Genomic DNA, 19,621 nt, shown 5'->3' with positions numbered 1-19,621 from the left:
TTTATCACCTATGTTTTAAAAATGTGCCATTGGGTTGAGTGCTAGCCCACGTACGCACCCAGTGAGTAATTGCATCGATATCATTAAGGTTTAGCGGGGTAATCCGGGAGCCAAGCTCAACCGGTGGTTGATCATCAAGTGCCACCGCCTGAATCGTCGCATCATGAAGAATAGACGGCTCTCCAATTCCCTTACGATACAGTACGAGCTTGGGAATGGGCCATGCTTTGAATCCTTCGACGATAACAAGGTCTGGCTCATGGTAAGCCATCATCGCCAGCAACGCTGCCAGGTCTGGCTCATCCTGACCCGGCGTTTCCTGCATTAGCGCAAAGCGTTCCCGTGAGGCGACCAGCATCGGTGCCGCCCCGGCGCTACGCAGCTCATAGCTATCTTTACCGGGTTTATCCACTTCAAAACTGTGATGGGCATGCTTTATGACAGCTACCTTTAGCCCTGCCTGGCGCAACCGTGGCAGCAACTGCGTTAGTAGCGTCGTTTTTCCCGTTCCACTCCAAGCGACAACGCCGAGTACGGGAAATGCAGTGGCTACATTACTTACCATATACATGTCTCCTTCCCTGGTAATGAATCCTGATAAGGACGTGGGAGCTGTTACTCCCCTTCGCGCTCACGAGGCAATAGCCAATTCAATACAATACCTACGAGAGCCGCCAAGCTTACGCCCTGCAGGGTAAATTGGCCTCCCCCAAATTGCATGCCGCCAATACCAAACACTAAAATCAACGACACCACCACCAGATTGCGTGGCGCAGTTAGCGACTGACCCGCACGTACTAGCGTATTCATTCCGACGACAGCAATCGAGCCAAACAGCAGCGTCATAATGCCGCCCATTACCGGACCTGGAATCGTTTGCAACAGTGCACCCAGCTTGGAAATAAAGGCCAGCAGAATGGCGATAATCGCCGCGACAATCATATAAACAGGGTTAAACGCCCGCGTCAGTGTTACGGCACCGGTTACTTCGGAATACGTCGTGTTGGGTGGGCCGCCAAACAGTGCCGCCGCCATAGTCGCCAAACCATCGCCCAGCAATGTACGGTGCAGGCCCGGTTTTTCGAGATAATTTTTACGCGTTACCGAACCAATCGCCACCATATCTCCGATATGCTCAACCGCAGGCGCAATGGCCACAGGAATCATGAATAAAATAGCCGCCCAATGAAAGCTAGGCGCCGTAAAATTGGGTATTCCAAGCCAGGCCGCTTCATGTACCGGTGTAAAATCGACAACCCCCATCACCAGGGAGAGTGCGTAACCGGTAACAATACCCCCCATAATGGGAATCAAACGCAGCAGGCCACGCCCAAATACCGCTAATACCAGCGTCACCAGCAGGCTGGCCATGGATAAAAAGATCGCTTGACCATAGCTGATATTGTCGCTGGTTTCCCCGGTTGCCATGCTAACGGCCACCGGCGCTAACGCCAGGCCAATCACCATGATGACCGGGCCAACCACCACCGCCGGTAACAAACGATTTAGCCAACCGATACCGCGTACGCGTATGATCTGGGAAATAATGACATACACAAGACCGGCTACCATTAAACCGCCAAGCGTCGCGGAAACACCGAAACTGGCAATAGACCCCTGAATAGGCGCGATAAACGCAAACGAGGATGCCAAAAATACCGGCACCGACTGCTTGGTAACCGCATGAAATATTAACGTTCCCGCACCGGCAGTAAAAAGTGCAACACTTGGATCCAAGCCCGTTAACAGTGGAACCAGTACCAACGCGCCAAATGCGACAAACAGCATTTGTGCTCCGGTCAGCAGTACCTTCGACCAAGACTCGGACCGGCTGCCAGCATTACTCATCACTCAACTCCCAGGAATCAATTTATATCGAAAAGGCAAAAAAATGCCCCCAACGCGAAGCGTAAGGGGCACCGTTAGGAAAAACGCTTAACGCGTTCCAAATATCTTATCGCCGGCATCTCCCAATCCCGGCACGATATAACTATTCTCATCGAGTCGATCGTCTACCGAGGCCGTATAAATTTCCACGTCTGGGTAAGCATCCTGCACACGCTTGATGCCTTCGGGAGCAGCGACAAGAACAATGATTTTCATATGTTCACAGCCGCGCTCACGCAGCATGTCCAGCGTGGCGATCATGGAACCACCGGTTGCCAACATCGGGTCAATCACCAGCGCCATGCGCTCTTCAATATCGTTAGCGAATTTCGCAAAATACGGCACAGGCTGCAGCGTTTCTTCATCGCGATAAAGGCCGACAACGCTGACGCGCGCACTGGGAATCAAATCCGTAACGCCTTCCAACATGCCTAAACCAGCCCGCAGAATGGGCACAACCGTTACTTTTTTACCTTTAAGTCGGCGCGTGGCGATAGGCTCGCCGTTCCAACCTTGAATTTCGTGATCCTCAAGCTCCAGGCCTTTCGTGGCCTCGTAAGTCAAGAGCTTGGCCACTTCACCTGCCAGTTCACGAAAGCTCTTGGTGCTCAAATCAACTTCGCGCATCAGTCCCAGCTTATGTTGAACAAGCGGATGGTTAATGGCGTAGACACTCATGGGGCTTCCTCACTGCAGTGTGATATCAGGATAACGACTCAGGCCGCATCTTCAGGCATACAAAATTGCGCGCATTCTACCTGCATCTGTCCATCAGGTTAAGCGCTTTCGGGCAGTTGCCATTCAACGGGCGAACGTCCTTGCCCCATCAGGAACTGGTTCGCTTGAGAAAACTGGTGATTGCCAAAAAAGCCCCGATGGGCAGACAGCGGCGAAGGATGGGGCGACTCCAGCACTAAATGGCGCCGCTGATCAATCAGCGCTTTTTTCTGGCGCGCATGACTACCCCATAACAAAAACACGCACGGCGGAGCATGCTGACTTACCGTTTCGATTGCTCGATCGGTAAACGGCTCCCAACCTTTGCCGCGATGCGACGCGGCATTGCCTTGCTCAACGGTTAACGCCGTGTTTAACAGCAAAACGCCTTGTTTGGCCCAGCTAACCAGGCTGCCATGCGGCACCGGTTTAACGCCCACATCGTTTGCCAGTTCTTTATAAATATTGGCAAGCGACGGGGGGATTTTCACCCCCGGCTGAACAGAAAAGCTTAACCCATGCGCTTGACGGGGGCCGTGGTACGGGTCCTGACCTAGAATAACGACTTTCACCTCTTCCAATGGCGTCAGTTCAAACGCACGAAACCAATCAGAAGAGTGAGGGTAAATAACCTTTTTAGCCGCTTTTTCCTGAGCCAAGAACTGTTTCAACGCCTTCATATAGTCGGCTTGAAATTCATCACCGAGCCACCGGCCCCAGTCGTTCGTTAATGGATTAGTCATAAGTCCTTTTAACTTGATCAACGAGAGGCTCAACATAGGCAACTCCCATATCCCAAGGGAATTGAATCCAGCACTGCTGAGCCACTTCAGTGAGATATTGGTCAACCAAAGGGCGCCCTTCTGGCTTGGCATAGATAGTGACAAAATGCGCTTTAGGCATCATTTCACGTACCGCACGCGCGGTTTTACCGGTATCCACCAGATCATCGACCAACAGCCAACCTTCGCCATCATGGTCAACGCCCTTCATGATATTCAGACCGCCCTGATCCATATGGTCATAGCTTTTAATACAGATCGTATCAATCAGGCGCACGTTAAGCTCACGTGCAATAAGTGCCGCTGGGATTAACCCGCCACGGGTAATCGCCACAATACCCTTGAAGTCCCGCTCCATCATTTGGTGGCAAAGCTGACGCACATCTCGGTGCAGCTGGTCCCAGGAAATAATGAAGTGTTGGTGATAGCGTTCGCTGCTCATGAGAGGCGTTACTCGTCTTCGTTGAAAGAACATACCGCGAATACGCTGAAGCCAGCATCGCGAATTTTCTGAGAACCGCCCAACTCGGGTAGGTCAATAATAGTGGCGGTTTCTACGACATGCCCGCCAGAACGCTGAATAAGGTTGGCGGCGGCCAGCATAGTGCCACCGGTGGCAATCAGGTCATCCATCAGCAGGATCCGGTCACCTTCCTGAAAAGCGTCAGAATGTAGTTCTACTTCCGAATGACCGTATTCCAGCTTGTAGGTTTCACTGATCGTTTTAAAAGGCAGTTTGCCTTTTTTGCGAACCGGTACAAAGCTACAACCTAGCTCATAGGCGAGCGGTGCACCGATAATGAAACCACGCGCATCAATCGCGGCGATGGCATCCAGGTTCATTTCCTGATAGCGATGCACGAAACTATCAATTAGTTTGCGAAACGCCGCACTGTTTTGTAATAACGGAGTGATATCACGAAAGTTCACCCCCTGCTCAGGCCAATCAGGAACGGTGCGAATAACCGACTTAATGTAGTCACCGTAGATGCTCATCGCGTCTCTCATAGATTAATAATAAATAGCCTGGGTAATTAACCCAGGAATAGAAACTTCGCTGCAAACAGCAAGGCCAGAATCACGACAGCAGGATTCAGGTCGCTAAACCGGCCTGAAAGCGTTTTAATTCCTACAAAGCTAATAAAGCCCAAGGCAATACCGTCAGCAATTGAAAACGTCAGCGGCATTGCCAATGCTGCAATTAATACCGGAGCAGCATCGGTTGGGTCTTCCCAGTTCGCATGGGATAAACTGCCCGCCATTAGTACCGCAACGTACAGCAGCGCACCGGCAGTGGCATAAGCCGGGATAGAGCCTGCTAACGGCGCAAAGAAAAGACTGATTAAAAACAGTACACCGACCACGACGGCTGTTAGGCCTGTTCGCCCACCCGATGCAATGCCCGCCGTTGATTCGATATAGCTCGTGGTGGTTGAGGTACCGAGTGCCGCGCCTGCCATCGATGCTGTGCTATCGGCCATCATGGCGCGCCCGATACGAGGCAGTTTGCCATCCTTGTCGAGTAGATTACCCCGATGAGCAACCCCTACCAGCGTGCCGGATGTATCGAACAGATCAACAAACAGGAACGCAAAAATAACGCTGAGCATCGCCACATCAAGGGCGCCCACCAGATCCATCGCCATAAAGGTAGGCGCGATAGAGGGCGGCATCGACATCACACCGTTGTATGCATTATGGCCCAACAGCATCGAAATGAGAGTAATGCCCAGGATGCCAATTAATACCGCGCCCTTGACCCGCAGGTACGCCAACGCGGTAATCACAAAAAAGCCCAGCAATGAATAAAGAGCCGCTGGCTGTGAAAGATCTCCCATCGCGACCAGAGTCGCCGGATTAGCCACCACAATACCTGCGTTTTTAAGCGCAATCATGGCCAGAAAAAGCCCTATCCCTGCCGCAATCCCTAAGCGTAGCGAGAGTGGTATCGAGTTGATAATCCACTCACGGACTTTAAAAACACTCAGTACGAAGAATATCAAACCCGAGAAGAAGACCGCACCAAGCGCGGCTTCCCAGGTATATCCCATACCTAGCACCACGCCGTAAGTGAAGAAGGCGTTAAGCCCCATCCCCGGTGCTTGCGCAATGGGGTAATTAGCCCAAATCCCCATCACGAAGCAGCCAATCGCTGCCGCCACGCACGTCGCGACAAAGACGGCACCGTAATCCATACCCGCTTCCGACAGGATGCTAGGGTTTACGAAAATGATATAAGCCATCGTCAGGAACGTTGTGATCCCGGCGACCACCTCTGTTTTCACATTCGTATTTAGCTCAGTGAGCTTGAAATACTTATCCAGAAGTTTCATGTATGTTTTATCCTTCGCGCAAACGCAGTATGCGTCCCCTTGGAGCGAGAAAAGCCGCACATATTACCGAAAGCTCCCGCGCGATGCGAGTACCTAACGCACAGCCGGTTTAAGCGGAGCCACCTCCACTGACACTAACGCTAGCAATCTTCAGGCCATCAGCGAACCAGCAGGTCAGCCAACCACCCGCTGCTTTCTTATAATCGTTTGGCCAGCACGCGCTCGACCGTTTCGACAATCACCTGTGTTTGCGGATCAATTTCAATATTGACCTTATCGCCAGGCAGACGCTCTTTGAGCATGGTGCGTGAGAGCGTTTCGGGTATCAGATTCACACTGAACTCAATGCCACTATCATCTGCCGCGCGACGCACATCTCCGACCGTCAGACTGATACCATCAACACCGACATACCCCTTTTCAAACACAAAGCGGCCAATCGTGTCGGGTAGAGAAAACCAAAGCCGACGGTTATTGGGAGCTTCTTCTATCGCGACGACGTTGGCCATACAGATAATATGGCCGGACATCGAATGCCCCCCAATCTCGTCGCCAAACCGTGCAGCACGCTCTATATTGACGCGCCCACCCGGTTCAAGTGCACCAAGATTAGTCAAGCGCAGGGTTTCGCGCATCAAATCAAAGCTAACGTTATCGCCTTCAATAGCAGTAACTGTTAAACACACGCCGTTATGGGCCACTGACGCACCAATTTCCAACCCCTCACGCATTTCGGGTGGCAATGCCACTACATGGGTTCGAAACGCGTCAAGTTTATGCACCTCTACTATACTTGCGGTGCCCTGTACGATGCCGGTAAACATAATCCACCCTTACTACGTCACTGTGAAAGCGCCTATTCAAACACGAAATCAACCCGGCGCAAGTTTATCCGTGAGAAGTTAACAATGCGCACACCGCACCCGGGAAAGTATGATGAGCAGCATGCGTGACGCTAATCAAATGCCTTGATGGACGCAAAGCAAAGTGCAGTACGCCTAAAAACGTTTAAAAACGCACGACTGCGCCTAATCAAGCGGCCACACGCGTAAAACAGCCGGTTTCAATTGACAAAGAGGAAGGGGCTGCTTAGACTTTCGGCCCATGTAATGGCGCCGATTTGTACCCATATTGCGGGCGCCCACCAAGCCACAGGTTTGGTGAAGTGCAGCTAAAAGGGTGTGTCCAGCGTTGATGGCCACCCGAAAGGGTGGCCTTTTTTTTATTCCTCGCCCTACGCTTGCTCCCTTGCACTCCGTCTTTGGCCTCCTATTAAGGCAGACGCTATGATTGAACTTAGCAACGTCAGTAAAACTTATGGCAGCGGCAATAACGCCGTTCACGCCTTGAAAGATGTTAATTTGCACGTACCTAGAGGCGCTATTCACGGCGTTATCGGCCTATCCGGCGCTGGAAAATCCACGCTAATCCGTTGCGTTAACTTACTTGAGCGGCCAACCAGTGGCAGCGTGACCGTGGATGGCCAAGAGATGACTCGCTTAAACGGCGGCGCCCTAAACCAGGCACGTCACCGCATTGGCATGATTTTCCAGCACTTCAACTTGCTTACTACGCGGAACGTGTTTGATAACGTTGCTCTGCCGCTTGAACTGATGGGTGAAAAACGTAGCGCCATTCAACACCGCGTACTCCCGCTACTGGAAATGGTCGGGCTGGCGGACAAAGCCAAACAGTATCCCGCGCAGCTCTCGGGTGGCCAAAAGCAGCGTGTTGCTATCGCCCGCGCTCTAGCCAGCCAACCCAATGTGCTGCTGTGTGATGAAGCAACATCGGCATTAGATCCACAAACTACCGGCTCTATTCTTGAGTTGCTGCGTGATATTAATCACCAGTTGGGTATCACTATTTTGTTGATTACCCATGAAATGGAAGTGGTTAAGTCAATTTGCCACCGCGTAAGCCTTATTTCCAACGGCACACTAGTGGAAGACGCAGAAGTCGGCGACTTTTTCACGGCCCCCAGCACTCAGCTTGGCCGCGAATTTTTGAACGATTTTCTCCAGCTTAGCCCCCCTAAAGAGCTGATCGAACGCTTAAGCGATACGCCAGGAGAGACCACTCACCCCGTCGTACGTCTAACGTTTTCTGGCGATGCCGTCTCAACACCGCTTATCTCCCGCCTGGCCCGCGAGTGCAATGTGGATGTCAGCATTTTACAGGCCAAAGTCGAGTCCATTCAGGACCGCACCTTAGGGCTTATGATTGCAGAACTGCTTGGCACGACAGAGCAGACGCAACAGGCAATGGATTATCTTCAGTCTCACCAGTTAGAAGTCGAGGTACTTGGTTATGTCCAGCGCAATGTTTGACCTTATTTTACAGGCCACGCTGGATACGCTGTATATGGTGGCCATCTCTGGCGTCATTTCGACACTGCTCGGCCTACCATTAGGCGTATTGTTGTACGCGACACGGCCAAGGCAAATTCTAGCCCAGCCAGTGCTTAATCAGGTATTGAGCATTATTACTAATATTGGCCGCTCGATTCCTTTCATTATTTTGATGGTAGCCATCATCCCGTTCACACGTATGCTGGTAGGCACGTCGATAGGCATCAACGCCGCATCAGTTCCCCTAACCATTGCGGCCATCCCTTTTGTGGCGCGTCTGATAGAGGGCGCACTCAATGAGGTGTCACCGGGCCTGGTAGAATCTGCTCAGTCCATGGGCGCAACCCCGTGGCAGATTATTCGCAAGGTACTTGTACCAGAGGCGCGAGGCGGCATCATTACAGGCTTAACCATTACGCTGGTAACGCTAGTCAGTTACTCCGCTATGGCGGGTGCGGTAGGTGGTGGCGGCTTGGGGGACCTGGGCATCCGTTATGGATACAACCGTTTTAACCCCACTATTATGCTGATTACCGTGATTATTTTAGTGGTCATGGTGCAAGGCTTTCAAAGCCTGGGCGACTATCTGGTGCGCAAAAGTGATCGCAAATAGTGGTCGCAACTGGCCACGCTCTCTTATAACAAAAAAACATTAGAATTATTTTTCTTATTCCAATATTATTAAAAAATGACGATACAACGTATTAGGAGACTTATCATGCAAAAACTAATAATTGGTAGCCTGACAGCCTTGGCACTGGCCGTTAACGTTGCAAACGCAGAAACCCGCACGCTGAAAATGGGTACCGTTGCTGGCCCCGAAACTGAAGTCATGGAAGTGGCGGCGCGGATTGCCAAAGAAGAGTATGACCTTAATGTCGAAATTATCGAATTTACCGACTACGTAACGCCCAACGTTGCGCTGGCCGACGGTAGCCTTGATGCCAACGCCTACCAGCACGCCCCTTACTTGAATGCCATGGTCAGCGATCGCGGCTATGACCTTGCCGTTGCAGGCTATACCTTTGTTTATCCGATCGGTGCTTATTCAGAAAAATTCGATAGCATTGAAGATCTGCCCGACGGCGCGCAGATTGCACTGCCCAACGACCCTTCCAATGAAGGTCGTGCGTTGATTTTGATGCATAACGAAGGCCTGATCACACTAAACGACCCGGAGTATCTGGAAGCCACGCCGATCGATATCGCCGAGAATCCGCGCAACTTCCGCTTCCGTGAAATTGAAGCTGCCCAGTTGCCCCGTGTATTGCGCGATGTCGACATGGCGTTTATCAACAACACGTTCGCCCAGCCAGCTGGCTTGAAGCTTGACGATGCCCTGATCAAAGAAGGGCCTGAGTCTCCCTACGTGAACCTTATTGCCGTACGCGGCGGTGATGAAGAGCGTGAAGATATTCGCCAACTAGTGGATGCCTATCAGCGCGACGAAGTAGCAGCCAAAGCAGAAGAGCTGTTTAAAGGCGCTGCCGTGCCGGGCTGGACTGAATAACCCCTTCAGCAAGCACCTCATCAGGCCGGCCTTAGCGTCGGCCTGATGCGTTTATGATGAGATAATGATGCCAACCATTAATTACGCGCTACTCAACCGCCAGCTCGAAGCCCTGCTTGATACACGCGACTGGCTTACCAACAGCGCTCAAATGTGCGCGTTTATTCAGCAGGAAGTACCTGACCTAAACTGGGTGGGGTTTTATCTTCAGCGTCAACCCGAGACCCTAGGGTTAGGGCCTTTTCAGGGCAAGCCCGCCTGCCACCCCATCCCTTTTAGCAAAGGCGTATGCGGAGCCGCAGCGCGCCAGCAGCAGACACAGCGGGTCGATGATGTACACGCCGTCGCAGACCATATTGCCTGCGATGCCGACTCACGTTCCGAGCTGGTCATTCCCATCGTGATAGAAGGCTTTCTATGGGGCGTTCTAGACCTGGACAGCCCACTACCTGCGCGCTTTACCGCAGACGATCAGGCAGGAATCGAAGCGCTAATAGCGACTTTTCAGCGCCAAACAGATCTACCGACCCGCTAGTGGTAAGCATGTAGATGAATGGTGCAGTAAGCGCGAAAAATAACGTCGCTCATGGATAGCTCAGAGCGGCGGCGCGCTTTTCTTAGCGTTTGATTGAATATTTCTTCTGCCTTATAGCGGCTCAACCCTAGCTCTTGAGCCGTATGAAAATATTCATCAAGCTCCACACTCTCACGATTATCGCTCACTAGCGGCGGTTTATTTGCAGATTTACGGCCTAACTTTAAGCCACCAAAATCTGAGGCCCAACGGGGCAATAAATTAAGATACATATCTTCATCCTTGAATCATGTTCATGGAGAGAGTTGTTCATCACAGCGCGAATTCCCGCATAGCGCCACGCCGATAGCTATACAAATATTGTACTTTATGAAGCATGACGTTATCGTGACAGATACCATCTCACGCAAAAAGACACAGCGTACCAACCTCCTGATCACTGGGCGTTACACCCGACAAGGTAAGCTGTGTCTGAATAGCAATGCTGCGCGCAATAAACGTGCACGGCATGAGAACGACGCTAAACAAAAAAAACCCCGTGCTTTAAAAAGCACGGGGCTAACAATTTGGTAGGACCAGGCGGATTTGAACCGCCGACCTCCACGATGTCAACGTGGCGCTCTAACCAACTGAGCTATGGTCCTAAATAGAAAAGGTTGCGATGATGGTAGGACCAGGCGGATTTGAACCGCCGACCTCCACGATGTCAACGTGGCGCTCTAACCAACTGAGCTATGGTCCTGTCGTGCAACGGATGCGTATTCTACTTATTTATCACTGCATTGCAAGCTAATTTTTTCTTTCTGAACAACCCACTCACGCCCATCTCGCTATAAAATCGCTACGTAAGTGAGTATTTAAATTTTCAGCGTTTTAAACCGTCCACCCCTCTTTCTAAAGCAGGAAACCAATAATGCTCGCCCCTCTCCTTACCCCCCTCCTTGCGTGCATAGCGTTAATACCTCTGCTTGCAACACTGATTGCACGCATCCCTCTTCGCTGGTGGTGGGTCCGCTGCTTTGAATTTCCTCGCGTTCAAATAGCAACTCTGTCGCTGCTTTGTGGGGTATCCGCTCTCGTCTTTCTATCGCCTAGCAATTGGCGTACCGCGACTTGGATTATCGTTCTCATCACCGTCGCTTTACAAAGCCAATATATCTTGCCTTGGACTCGGCTATGGCCAGTGGACGTTAAAAACGCATCCAAACAGTCTTCCAGCAAACAGCACATTACGCTTTTAATTGCCAATGTGCTGACGCCTAATCGGCACACGGAAGGATTATTGGGGATGATCCAGCAACACCAGCCGGATATCATTTTAACCCTTGAGTCAGATCAGTGGTGGCAGGATAAGCTCGACCCCGTGCTAGCAGAACGCTGGAAATATAACGTTAAAGTGCCTTTAGATAACTTGTACGGCATGCATCTTTATTCGCGCTTGCCGCTGAAAGACACCTCCGTTAAGTGGCTAATTCAGGAGGATATCCCTTCCATTCACACCCAAGTGCAGCTTGAAAGCGGCGATTATATTCGCCTATATGCCGTCCACCCTCGCCCACCTGCGCCATCAGAAAGCGAAAAGTCGTTATGGCGTGATGCCGAACTTTTATGGGTGGGCCAAGAGGTACATCAAACGTCCCAGCCCACCCTGGTCGCCGGCGATCTGAATGACGTCGCCTGGTCACGTACCACTCGACTATTTTGCAGGGTTAGCGGCATGCTTGACCCCAGGCGCGGACGGGGCATGTTTAGCACCTTCCACGCCAAGAACCCCTTATTACGCTGGCCTCTTGATCACATTTTTGTAACCAACCACTTCACCCTGGTCAACATGCAGCGCCTTGATGCCTTTGGGTCTGACCACTTTCCTATTCTCGCCACCCTATGCTATCAGCCCTCTCGCCAAAATGAGCAGGAGCGACCCGAAGCAGACAGCGAAGAGCATCAAAAAGCCAGCGAAACGATTCAAAAAGGCAAAACCGAGAAGCAACTAACCTGATCGACGGGTTACTCCGGAACGCCTCCCTGGGTCAATACGCTTGGATCCAAAAGGCGTTCCAGCGTTTTACGGTCCAGATCCGTCTCTTCCTCAGCAACATCAATGATAGGCCTACCTGCCTGGTAGGCTTTTTTAGCCACTGCCGCCGCGGCATTATAGCCAATCACGACATTAAGTGCGGTCACCAGAATAGGATTTCGAGCCAAGGGGACTTGCAAGTTATCTTCTCGCACCTTGAACGTTGCAATTGCTCTATCCGCCAGTAGCCGTGACGTATTACTCATTAGCGTAATCGCCATGAGCAAATTCGTTGCCACCAGTGGCAGCATGACGTTCAACTGAAAATTACCACTCTGGCCTGCCACGGTAATGGCGGCATCAAACCCAATCACCTGGGCTGACGCCTGCGCTGCCGACTCAGGAATCACAGGGTTAACTTTGCCCGGCATGATGGAGCTACCCGGCTGAAGCGCCTCAAGCTCAATTTCGCCGAGCCCAGCCAAGGGGCCTGAGTTCATCCAGCGTAAGTCGTTGGCAATCTTCATAATGACGCACGCGAGGCCTTTTAACTGCCCGGATAGTTCAACGGCGGCATCCTGAGATGAAAGACTGGCAAAAAAACTATCGTTGGGTGCAAAATTAAGCCCGGTTTGCTCGCTTAGCTCTTTGGCTACCTGCTCAGCGAATCCCTCAGGTGCATTAATACCCGTACCAACCGCTGTCCCACCCTGCGCCAAGCGGCATAGCCTGCTCATCGCGCTGTCGAATCGCTCAATAGCCTGCCCTAATTGACTCGACCAGGCCCCGAGTTCCTGGTCCATACGTAACGGCATCGCATCCATTAAATGGGTGCGTCCCGTTTTGACAACATCTTTTAGCTCCTCGGCACGCTGATCAATACAGGTCTTTAGATGCTCAAGTGCTGGCTTGAGAGACTCATTAACCGCAATCGCTGCTGACACATGTATGGCGGTTGGGATAACGTCATTACTTGATTGCCCCATATTCACGTGATCATTAGGCGTCACATCGACACCTTCACGGCTTGCCAAGGTAGCCAATACTTCATTCACGTTCATATTGGTAGAAGTGCCCGAGCCCGTTTGAAAAACGTCGATCGGGAACTGGTCGTCGTGCTGCCCGTTAATTACAGCCTGTGCTGCGTTTTGAATAGCCTTGGCTCTAGCATCATCCAACAGGCCCAATTGCTGGTTAGCCCGCGCTGCAGCCAGCTTTATCCGCGCTACGGAATGGATAAACGCGGGGGGCATAGGGGTGTGAGACACCGGAAAATTATTAATGGCCCGCTGCGTTTGAGCGCCATAAAGCGCGGAAGAAGGCACTTCAAGCTCACCCATGCTATCGCGCTCGATACGAGTATCCATATGATTCTCTCCTTTGAGTGGTAATCAACCTTATCTACAAGCGATCACGTGGGCAAATCCCTTCTCAACCGCTGCCGTTATTCAAACTAGACGCTCCAACCGGCCAGGTAAACCGTCATGTCCCATCATGCTCACATTAAGCCTGCCTCTTTATATTGCAGCGCACAAAAACGACTGCTATGCTGCACTGCAGAAACGCTAAACTAATGACATTTTTATTGTTCAGGCAGGAGTTTCATAATGAATGCATTCAACACAAATGAAATGAACCAGCAGTTTGATAACGTCTTTATGGCCCCTGCACGCGCTTATGCTGCGCTAACGATTGATTATGCCGAAAAGATGCTGAACGCTCAGGTGGAAGCAAACCAGGCTTATGCTGAGACGGGTATTAATCAATTGCGCCAGCTAACCAGCGTTAAAGATCCGCAAGGATTGCGTAATTATATGGAAGGCCAACAGCAGGTTGTTAAGCAGCTAGCGGAACGTGTGAAAGGCGATGCCGATAAAGTGGTTTCGCTTCAGCAAGATTATTTCAAGAAAAGCCAAAAACTAACCGAAGAAAACGTGAAACAAGCACAAGCTGCTGCTGGCAAGATGCGTCAAACGACCTGATTTTTTTTAAGTTCTGAACACTTAATCATTAGATGCCCGCTGATCCACTCAGCGGGCTTTTGCTTACCAGCCAAGTGCAGACTTAACAAACGGGATTGTCAGTTTACGCTTAGCCGACAAGGAAGCCTGATCCAGAGTTTCAATCGCCTTACATAAATCGCCTAATTCGCGAGGTCCGCGGTGCAAAATATAGCGCCCTACGTCATCGGGTAGCTGCATTCCCCTGACATTGGCGCGCAGCCTAAGCGCGGCCAAACGGCTTTCGTCATCCAAAGGGTGTAAATGAAACGTCACTCCCCAGGTAAGGCGTGAAGCAAGATCCGGAAGCACAACCTCAAGCTGGCGCGGAGGTGTGTTAGAGGCGATAACAAGCTGTTTGCCAGCATCGCGCAGGCGATTAAACGCATGAAACAGGGCTTCTTCCCACCGTTTGCGGCCAACGACATACTCAAGATCATCAATCGCGACTAAATCCAATCGCTCTATATCTTCAAGCATCAGGGGCGGAAAATGCCCCAGGTCAGCTAACGGTAAATACAAGGCCCGCATATCCGCATCGGAAGCCGCATGGCAGGCGGCCTGAAGCAGGTGGCTTTTGCCGCTGCCTTGCGCACCCCATAAATAGATAAACGGCTCTGCATTCGGCTGAAATTGTTGTGTCAGATGTTCAACCAGTGGAGCATTCGCGCCTGAAGCGTAATAGTTATTGAAGGTTGCATCATCGCGCAACCCTACTCCTAACGGCAGCTGTGCCGGCACTCGGCTCATGGTGACTCCCTTTCGTCGTGACGCCCCAGCTCATTATGGTGATTTAAAGGCGTTAGCGAGCCTTGTTCTGCATTATAAAAGGTGCTGTGTTTATAACGATCATTAAGCTCTCTAAGCAGCACCATAAAAACAGCTGCAACGGGTAACGCTAACAGCACACCGGTAAACCCAAATAAATTTCCACCCGCCAGTACAGCAAAAATAACGGCGACAGGATGCAAACCAATTTTATCGCCCAATAGTTTGGGCTGCAGTATGACACTTTCTGCAGCTTGACCGATACTAAATACCACGATCACACCGAGCACCGCCCACCACGTACCGAATTGAAATAATGCAACAATTAAGGCGACGGCAATGCCAACAATAAACCCCAAAAAGGGTACGAAACTTACCAGACCGGCCACAAACCCTATCAACAAACCAAAATTAAGCCCCATCACAGTAAGACCGGTCGCGTAAATAACGCCCAGGCACAACATCACCAAAAGCTGGCCGCGTAAAAAAGAGGACAGCACTTCATCGCAACGCCGTGCTAAGCGAAACGTATCATCAGCCCATTGCCTTGGCACCAGGCTTGCAAGATTGCGCAGCATCCGCTTCCAGTCGAGGAGTAAATAAAACGTCACGACAGGAATCAAAGCGATATAAGTAATCCATGTCATAAAGGCCATACCTGAGCGGCCAATTTGGCCTAGCGCTTGAGCCAAATACCCTCCCGCATCACGCCAGTTTTCCACCAATACTTCACGCACATTGATTAACTCGGCACGCAAATCGTAGCCCGTCCACTCCTGAACCTGTGGCGCCAGCACATTCTCAATCCACATGAACATGTCAGGCATCACTTCCCCTAGCTGCTTGATTTGTTGAATCACCAGCGGAATAAAAATCAATAGACTCGCCGTTAATACAATAAGCAGCACCAGAAATACCAGGCTCACGGCGAAAGGTCGTTTCATTCCAAGCCGCTGAAAGTAGTTAGTCAGCGGGTCAGCTAAATAGGCTAATACCATGCTGGCAATAAAGGGCATCAACACCGAATTAAGTACATACACCAGCCCAATGAAAATCGCGAGCAGGCCAACCCCTAACCATGAATTTCGCATTACATGACTCTCCTTCCTGGATCCATCAATAGCGCTTTGTACGCTTAATAATAACAAAAGTTGGAGGAACACTGACCCAACATGTATACCGGCGATGCGACCCACGCCGCTGGGTGTTACAATCTTCTGCAGTTATTGCCCAGCACTGGCCATTTCGCCAGCACTACCCCGTACTGCTATAGGCTTCACAGGAACTGTCATGACCGAGACTTCCACTTCTCCGGCTACTCCTTCACTCAGCTATAAAGATGCAGGTGTCGATATTGATGCCGGAAATGCCCTAGTTGACCGCATTAAACACGTTGCCAAACGTACCACACGCCCCGAAGTAATGGGCGGGTTAGGCGGCTTTGGCGCACTATGCGAGCTGCCAGCAGGTTACAAGCAGCCTGTACTGGTGTCTGGCACCGATGGCGTAGGCACCAAGCTACGTCTCGCCATGGACCTTGGCAAACATGACACTATCGGCATCGACCTGGTGGCCATGTGCGTTAATGATTTGATTGTTGCAGGTGCTGAGCCGCTGTTATTCCTTGACTACTATGCCACGGGCAAGCTGGATGTGGATATCGCGGCAGATGTTGTCACGGGTATTGGTGCGGGGTGTGAGCTGGCAGGCTGCGCTCTGGTGGGTGGTGAAACCGCCGAAATGCCGGGCATGTACGAAGGCAGCGACTATGATCTAGCCGGTTTTTGCGTTGGTGTGGTGGAAAAATCCGAAATTCTTGATGGTAGTAAAGTGGCAGAAGGCGATGTTCTTCTTGGGCTTGCCTCCTCAGGCCCTCACTCCAATGGCTACTCCCTGATTCGTAAGATCCTTGACGTCAGCAATGCCTCTCTCGACACCCAGGTAGATAATGCCCCACTGGGTGATGCATTACTGGCGCCGACTCGTATCTACGTCAAATCATTACTTTCACTAATGCGCGGCACCTCTATTCCGGTGCATGCGCTTTCCCATATTACCGGCGGCGGCCTGCTGGAAAACATTCCGCGCGTACTGCCTGATACGCTAGCAGCACATATTGATATTAATACGTGGCAGCGCCCCGCGGTTTTCGATTGGCTTCAGGCCCAAGGCAATGTTAACGAAGTCGAAATGCACCGCGTGCTTAACTGCGGCATCGGTATGGTACTGGTGATTCCTGCGGCTGAAGCTGACCAGGCCATGGCCCACCTTCAAGCTCAAGGCGAAACGGTTTATCATATCGGGCATATTACCCAACGTCAGGAAGAAGCGGTGGTGCTGGAGAACCTGTCAGCATGAGTGGTACCGAATATCCCAGCGACACGATTACCGACATGACACCAGAACCTACCGGGCCACGGCGGGTCGTTGTGCTGATTTCAGGCAGTGGCAGTAATCTTCAAGCGTTGATTGATGCGCAGTCGCATGACCGTTTAGGCGGCGAGATTGTGGCGGTGATCTCCAACGTGGCTGACGCTTATGGTTTGAAGCGCGCCCACGAGGCCGGCATCGAGGCCGTCGCCCTGCCTCATCGTGAATATGACAACCGCGAGGCTTACGACGGCGCGCTGATTAAGGTGATTGAGCGTCATGAACCCGACGTGATTGTGCTGGCTGGCTTTATGCGTATTTTAACGCCGCGCTTTGTACAACGCTTTTTGGGTCGGATGCTGAATATTCACCCCTCACTGCTGCCCGAGTACCAAGGGTTAAATACCCATGCACGGGCGCTGGCCGACAAAGTAACCAGCCATGGTTGCAGCGTGCATTTTGTTACCGAAGAGCTGGATGGCGGCCCCGTAGTTCTGCAAGCAGAATTAGCGGTCACTCCTGAGGATAACGCAGAGACGCTTAAAGAGAAGGTCCACGCCCGCGAGCACCTGATTTACCCAATCGCCGTACAGTGGTTTTTAGAGGGGCGGCTACAGTACAGCGCAGAAGGCGCCAAAATGGACGGTCATCTTCTGCCTGAACATGGTATGCGTCTTTCTCATGCCGATGCCGCTGAAGAGCTTGATGAAGAGTTGGATGAAGACAGCGACGTGTAGTTGATCGACCTGTCGGTTACTGTTCGCAGAAACGCGCACAGTAAATAGAAAGTAAGGCCTTACGGGAAACCGTAAGGCCTTACTTTTAGGGCTACTTAACAGGCGTATCGATTACGTGCGCGGCAACGTAACACCACGCTGCCCCATGTATTTCCCGCCTCGGTCTTTATACGACGTTTCGCACTCCTCGTCGGACTCTAAAAACAGCATTTGCGCCACACCTTCGTGAGCATAAATCTTGGCTGGCAAATTGGTCGTGTTAGAGAACTCAAGCGTTACATGCCCTTCCCACTCCGGCTCAAGCGGCGTGACGTTCACGATAATACCGCAACGCGCATAGGTTGATTTGCCCAGGCAAATAGTCAGCACGCTGCGCGGAATACGAAAATACTCAACCGTTCTAGCTAACGCAAACGAGTTAGGCGGAATAATGCAAACATCACCTTTTACGTCCACAAAGCTTTTTTCGTCAAACGCTTTAGGATCAACAATGGCCGAATGAATGTTGGTAAACACTTTAAATTCATCGGCACAGCGGACATCGTAGCCATAGCTGGATGTGCCGTAAGAGATCACTCGCTGATCATTAACATAGCGAACCTGCTCTGCTTCAAACGGTTCAATCATGGCATCACTTTGTGCCATGCGACGAATCCACTTATCTGATTTGATACTCATGTGTTACTTCATCACTCGCTAAAAGAAATAGTGGGCCCATCGCTTTCGCTGCCATTTACTGACTGGGCAACTTGCCTGGCAATCTCTGCAAACGCTTGGCTTACCGAGCTATCAGGCTCTGAGATAACGCTTGGAGTACCCGAGTCTGCCAGCTCTCGAATGGACAACGTCAATGGCAGCCGTCCCAGTACGGTTGTCTGGTACTCTTCGGCAATGCTATCCCCTCCTCCTGTACCAAAAATTGCGGCCTCATGACCACAGTTTTCACAGTGGTAAAGGCTCATGTTTTCAACCACACCAAGCACCGGAACATTCACCTTGCGGAACATTTCGATACCTTTACGCGCATCCAACAGCGCGATATCTTGCGGGGTGGTCACAATAACCGCCCCCGTTACTGGCACTTTTTGCGCCAGTGTCAGCTGTATATCGCCGGTGCCTGGGGGCATGTCAATCAGTAGGAAATCAAGATTATCCCACTGTGTTTGTGTGAGCATTTGCTGAAAAGCCCCCACCACCATTGGCCCCCGCCAGACCATCGCTTCACGCGTATTGACCAAAAAGGCCATCGACATGGCTTGAAGGCCATGGGCGTTCAACGGTAAAAACTGGTTGTTGTCAGTCGCTTCGGGGCGGACACCCTCCTTCACACCAAGCATTTGCGCCTGGCTTGGGCCATATATATCCGCATCCAGTACGCCCACACGATAACCCTGAGCAGACAGTGCCAGCGCCAGGTTAACGGTGACGGTCGATTTACCAACCCCACCTTTTCCCGAGGCCACTGCGACAATATGTTTAACGCCGTCCATTAGTCGCGCTCCTATAATCCAGGCAAAAACTATTCACGTTGTGCCAAATGATACTCTGTGGCCACGTATTCATAAACCAACAAACAAAAACGGATGCTGGGGCTACCAGCATCCGCCTGTCAAT

Annotated in this window: 22 protein-coding genes and 2 tRNA genes; 8 read left to right on the top strand and 16 right to left on the bottom strand. The window is 51.3% G+C overall.

Annotated elements, in window-relative coordinates; all coding sequences use genetic code 11:
* Positions 1 to 4 precede the first annotated feature (4 nt).
* The 8 genes from mobB to ACT3TC_RS13685 form a co-directional block, all read right to left on the bottom strand.
* Positions 5 to 565 (bottom strand): molybdopterin-guanine dinucleotide biosynthesis protein B, encoded by a 561-nt coding sequence (mobB, locus tag ACT3TC_RS13720; RefSeq protein ID WP_444640397.1) that lies wholly within the window; start codon positions 563 to 565, stop codon positions 5 to 7.
* Between the two features lie 50 nt (positions 566 to 615).
* The gene (locus ACT3TC_RS13715) at positions 616 to 1,848 is read right to left on the bottom strand and encodes a uracil-xanthine permease family protein (RefSeq protein ID WP_444640396.1); all 1,233 of its coding nucleotides are present in this window, start codon (positions 1,846 to 1,848) and stop codon (positions 616 to 618) included.
* 87 nt (positions 1,849 to 1,935) lie between these two features.
* Positions 1,936 to 2,565, bottom strand: coding sequence for a uracil phosphoribosyltransferase (gene upp / locus ACT3TC_RS13710; protein WP_087107382.1), 630 nt, complete (start codon positions 2,563 to 2,565; stop codon positions 1,936 to 1,938).
* A 98-nt stretch (positions 2,566 to 2,663) separates the two neighbouring features.
* Entirely contained in the window at positions 2,664 to 3,347 is a 684-nt protein-coding gene (ung, locus tag ACT3TC_RS13705) for a uracil-DNA glycosylase (protein WP_444640395.1), read from the bottom strand.
* Positions 3,340 to 3,828 carry a xanthine phosphoribosyltransferase gene (gpt, locus tag ACT3TC_RS13700; RefSeq protein WP_087107385.1) on the bottom strand — a complete coding sequence of 163 codons (489 nt, stop codon included), beginning with the start codon at positions 3,826 to 3,828 and terminating at the stop codon, positions 3,340 to 3,342. The genes ung and gpt overlap by 8 nt, the downstream gene beginning before the upstream one ends.
* Positions 3,829 to 3,836: 8 nt before the next feature.
* The gene (locus ACT3TC_RS13695; protein ID WP_172118434.1) at positions 3,837 to 4,382 is read right to left on the bottom strand and encodes an adenine phosphoribosyltransferase; all 546 of its coding nucleotides are present in this window, start codon (positions 4,380 to 4,382) and stop codon (positions 3,837 to 3,839) included.
* Positions 4,383 to 4,420: 38 nt separating this feature from the next.
* On the bottom strand, positions 4,421 to 5,719 hold the full coding sequence (locus tag ACT3TC_RS13690) for an NCS2 family permease (RefSeq protein ID WP_172118433.1): 1,299 nt from the start codon (positions 5,717 to 5,719) through the stop codon (positions 4,421 to 4,423).
* A 197-nt stretch (positions 5,720 to 5,916) separates the two neighbouring features.
* Positions 5,917 to 6,543: a riboflavin synthase subunit alpha gene (locus tag ACT3TC_RS13685; protein ID WP_444640394.1), complete on the bottom strand. Its 627-nt coding sequence runs from the start codon at positions 6,541 to 6,543 to the stop codon at positions 5,917 to 5,919.
* Positions 6,544 to 7,005: 462 nt separating this feature from the next.
* Between ACT3TC_RS13685 and ACT3TC_RS13680 the strand changes: the two genes are divergently transcribed.
* The 4 genes from ACT3TC_RS13680 (at position 7,006) to ACT3TC_RS13665 (ending at position 10,115) form a co-directional block, all read left to right on the top strand.
* Positions 7,006 to 8,049 carry a methionine ABC transporter ATP-binding protein gene (locus ACT3TC_RS13680; protein WP_444621887.1) on the top strand — a complete coding sequence of 348 codons (1,044 nt, stop codon included), beginning with the start codon at positions 7,006 to 7,008 and terminating at the stop codon, positions 8,047 to 8,049.
* Entirely contained in the window at positions 8,030 to 8,683 is a 654-nt protein-coding gene (locus tag ACT3TC_RS13675) for a methionine ABC transporter permease (protein WP_087107396.1), read from the top strand. Before ACT3TC_RS13680 ends, ACT3TC_RS13675 begins: the two co-directional genes overlap by 20 nt.
* Before the next feature lie 105 nt (positions 8,684 to 8,788).
* A complete protein-coding gene (locus ACT3TC_RS13670; RefSeq protein WP_172118430.1) occupies positions 8,789 to 9,580 on the top strand; it encodes a MetQ/NlpA family ABC transporter substrate-binding protein in 792 nt (263 codons plus the stop codon).
* Positions 9,581 to 9,647: 67 nt separating this feature from the next.
* Positions 9,648 to 10,115 (top strand): GAF domain-containing protein, encoded by a 468-nt coding sequence (locus ACT3TC_RS13665; protein WP_172118429.1) that lies wholly within the window; start codon positions 9,648 to 9,650, stop codon positions 10,113 to 10,115.
* Here the strand turns inward: ACT3TC_RS13665 and ACT3TC_RS13660 are convergent.
* The 3 genes from ACT3TC_RS13660 to ACT3TC_RS13650 form a co-directional block, all read right to left on the bottom strand.
* The gene (locus ACT3TC_RS13660) at positions 10,112 to 10,387 is read right to left on the bottom strand and encodes a hypothetical protein (RefSeq protein ID WP_444640393.1); all 276 of its coding nucleotides are present in this window, start codon (positions 10,385 to 10,387) and stop codon (positions 10,112 to 10,114) included. The genes ACT3TC_RS13665 and ACT3TC_RS13660 overlap by 4 nt on opposite strands.
* Before the next feature lie 295 nt (positions 10,388 to 10,682).
* A tRNA-Val gene (locus ACT3TC_RS13655) sits at positions 10,683 to 10,759 on the bottom strand.
* A 21-nt stretch (positions 10,760 to 10,780) separates the two neighbouring features.
* A tRNA-Val gene (locus ACT3TC_RS13650) sits at positions 10,781 to 10,857 on the bottom strand.
* A gap of 171 nt (positions 10,858 to 11,028) precedes the next feature.
* Between ACT3TC_RS13650 and ACT3TC_RS13645 the strand changes: the two genes are divergently transcribed.
* Positions 11,029 to 12,114: an endonuclease/exonuclease/phosphatase family protein gene (locus ACT3TC_RS13645; protein WP_444640392.1), complete on the top strand. Its 1,086-nt coding sequence runs from the start codon at positions 11,029 to 11,031 to the stop codon at positions 12,112 to 12,114.
* Positions 12,115 to 12,122: 8 nt separating this feature from the next.
* Here the strand turns inward: ACT3TC_RS13645 and ACT3TC_RS13640 are convergent, their stop codons facing one another.
* Positions 12,123 to 13,499 (bottom strand): class II fumarate hydratase, encoded by a 1,377-nt coding sequence (locus ACT3TC_RS13640; RefSeq protein ID WP_444640391.1) that lies wholly within the window; start codon positions 13,497 to 13,499, stop codon positions 12,123 to 12,125.
* A gap of 240 nt (positions 13,500 to 13,739) precedes the next feature.
* Here ACT3TC_RS13640 and ACT3TC_RS13635 point away from each other — a divergent pair, with 240 nt between their 5' ends.
* Positions 13,740 to 14,114, top strand: coding sequence for a phasin family protein (locus ACT3TC_RS13635; RefSeq protein ID WP_087107407.1), 375 nt, complete (start codon positions 13,740 to 13,742; stop codon positions 14,112 to 14,114).
* A gap of 63 nt (positions 14,115 to 14,177) precedes the next feature.
* Here ACT3TC_RS13635 and hda read toward each other — a convergent pair whose 3' ends face one another.
* Both hda and ACT3TC_RS13625 read right to left on the bottom strand, forming a co-directional pair.
* On the bottom strand, positions 14,178 to 14,882 hold the full coding sequence (gene hda / locus ACT3TC_RS13630) for a DnaA regulatory inactivator Hda (RefSeq protein WP_172118424.1): 705 nt from the start codon (positions 14,880 to 14,882) through the stop codon (positions 14,178 to 14,180).
* Entirely contained in the window at positions 14,879 to 15,991 is a 1,113-nt protein-coding gene (locus ACT3TC_RS13625; RefSeq protein ID WP_193054645.1) for an AI-2E family transporter, read from the bottom strand. Before ACT3TC_RS13625 ends, hda begins: the two co-directional genes overlap by 4 nt.
* Positions 15,992 to 16,190: 199 nt before the next feature.
* Here ACT3TC_RS13625 and purM point away from each other — a divergent pair, with 199 nt between their 5' ends.
* Positions 16,191 to 17,258 carry a phosphoribosylformylglycinamidine cyclo-ligase gene (gene purM, locus ACT3TC_RS13620; RefSeq protein ID WP_444640390.1) on the top strand — a complete coding sequence of 356 codons (1,068 nt, stop codon included), beginning with the start codon at positions 16,191 to 16,193 and terminating at the stop codon, positions 17,256 to 17,258.
* Positions 17,255 to 18,007: a phosphoribosylglycinamide formyltransferase gene (purN, locus tag ACT3TC_RS13615; protein WP_441679129.1), complete on the top strand. Its 753-nt coding sequence runs from the start codon at positions 17,255 to 17,257 to the stop codon at positions 18,005 to 18,007. Before purM ends, purN begins: the two co-directional genes overlap by 4 nt.
* 111 nt (positions 18,008 to 18,118) lie before the next feature.
* Here purN and dcd read toward each other — a convergent pair whose 3' ends face one another.
* Both dcd and apbC read right to left on the bottom strand, forming a co-directional pair.
* Positions 18,119 to 18,685: a dCTP deaminase gene (gene dcd, locus ACT3TC_RS13610; RefSeq protein WP_172118420.1), complete on the bottom strand. Its 567-nt coding sequence runs from the start codon at positions 18,683 to 18,685 to the stop codon at positions 18,119 to 18,121.
* Between the two features lie 11 nt (positions 18,686 to 18,696).
* The gene (gene apbC, locus ACT3TC_RS13605) at positions 18,697 to 19,497 is read right to left on the bottom strand and encodes an iron-sulfur cluster carrier protein ApbC (protein WP_172118419.1); all 801 of its coding nucleotides are present in this window, start codon (positions 19,495 to 19,497) and stop codon (positions 18,697 to 18,699) included.
* Positions 19,498 to 19,621 lie beyond the last annotated feature (124 nt).

Source organism: Halomonas sp. AOP27-A1-41 (genome assembly GCF_052378605.1).
Classification (GTDB): domain Bacteria; phylum Pseudomonadota; class Gammaproteobacteria; order Pseudomonadales; family Halomonadaceae; genus Vreelandella; species Vreelandella citrativorans.
Note: the sequence above shows the minus strand (reverse complement) of the source record. Positions and strands in the feature narration are given on the sequence as shown.

Bases quoted from the DNA above. Each gene is read 5' to 3' on its own strand.
- ACT3TC_RS13680 (WP_444621887.1), top strand. From the start codon at position 7,006: ATGATTGAACTTAGCAACGTCAGTAAAACTTATGGCAGCGGCAATAAC.
- gpt (WP_087107385.1), bottom strand. From the start codon at position 3,828: ATGAGCAGCGAACGCTATCACCAACACTTCATTATTTCCTGGGACCAG.
- mobB (WP_444640397.1), bottom strand. From the start codon at position 565: ATGGTAAGTAATGTAGCCACTGCATTTCCCGTACTCGGCGTTGTCGCT.
- ACT3TC_RS13690 (WP_172118433.1), bottom strand. From the start codon at position 5,719: ATGAAACTTCTGGATAAGTATTTCAAGCTCACTGAGCTAAATACGAAT.
- purN (WP_441679129.1), top strand. From the start codon at position 17,255: ATGAGTGGTACCGAATATCCCAGCGACACGATTACCGACATGACACCA.
- ACT3TC_RS13640 (WP_444640391.1), bottom strand. From the start codon at position 13,499: ATGGATACTCGTATCGAGCGCGATAGCATGGGTGAGCTTGAAGTGCCT.
- hda (WP_172118424.1), bottom strand. From the start codon at position 14,882: ATGAGCCGAGTGCCGGCACAGCTGCCGTTAGGAGTAGGGTTGCGCGAT.
- upp (WP_087107382.1), bottom strand. From the start codon at position 2,565: ATGAGTGTCTACGCCATTAACCATCCGCTTGTTCAACATAAGCTGGGA.
- purM (WP_444640390.1), top strand. From the start codon at position 16,191: ATGACCGAGACTTCCACTTCTCCGGCTACTCCTTCACTCAGCTATAAA.
- dcd (WP_172118420.1), bottom strand. From the start codon at position 18,685: ATGAGTATCAAATCAGATAAGTGGATTCGTCGCATGGCACAAAGTGAT.
- ACT3TC_RS13695 (WP_172118434.1), bottom strand. From the start codon at position 4,382: ATGAGCATCTACGGTGACTACATTAAGTCGGTTATTCGCACCGTTCCT.
- ACT3TC_RS13685 (WP_444640394.1), bottom strand. From the start codon at position 6,543: ATGTTTACCGGCATCGTACAGGGCACCGCAAGTATAGTAGAGGTGCAT.
- ACT3TC_RS13715 (WP_444640396.1), bottom strand. From the start codon at position 1,848: ATGAGTAATGCTGGCAGCCGGTCCGAGTCTTGGTCGAAGGTACTGCTG.
- ACT3TC_RS13670 (WP_172118430.1), top strand. From the start codon at position 8,789: ATGCAAAAACTAATAATTGGTAGCCTGACAGCCTTGGCACTGGCCGTT.
- ACT3TC_RS13660 (WP_444640393.1), bottom strand. From the start codon at position 10,387: ATGTATCTTAATTTATTGCCCCGTTGGGCCTCAGATTTTGGTGGCTTA.
- ung (WP_444640395.1), bottom strand. From the start codon at position 3,347: ATGACTAATCCATTAACGAACGACTGGGGCCGGTGGCTCGGTGATGAA.
- ACT3TC_RS13635 (WP_087107407.1), top strand. From the start codon at position 13,740: ATGAATGCATTCAACACAAATGAAATGAACCAGCAGTTTGATAACGTC.
- ACT3TC_RS13625 (WP_193054645.1), bottom strand. From the start codon at position 15,991: ATGCGAAATTCATGGTTAGGGGTTGGCCTGCTCGCGATTTTCATTGGG.
- apbC (WP_172118419.1), bottom strand. From the start codon at position 19,497: ATGGACGGCGTTAAACATATTGTCGCAGTGGCCTCGGGAAAAGGTGGG.
- ACT3TC_RS13645 (WP_444640392.1), top strand. From the start codon at position 11,029: ATGCTCGCCCCTCTCCTTACCCCCCTCCTTGCGTGCATAGCGTTAATA.
- ACT3TC_RS13665 (WP_172118429.1), top strand. From the start codon at position 9,648: ATGCCAACCATTAATTACGCGCTACTCAACCGCCAGCTCGAAGCCCTG.
- ACT3TC_RS13675 (WP_087107396.1), top strand. From the start codon at position 8,030: ATGTCCAGCGCAATGTTTGACCTTATTTTACAGGCCACGCTGGATACG.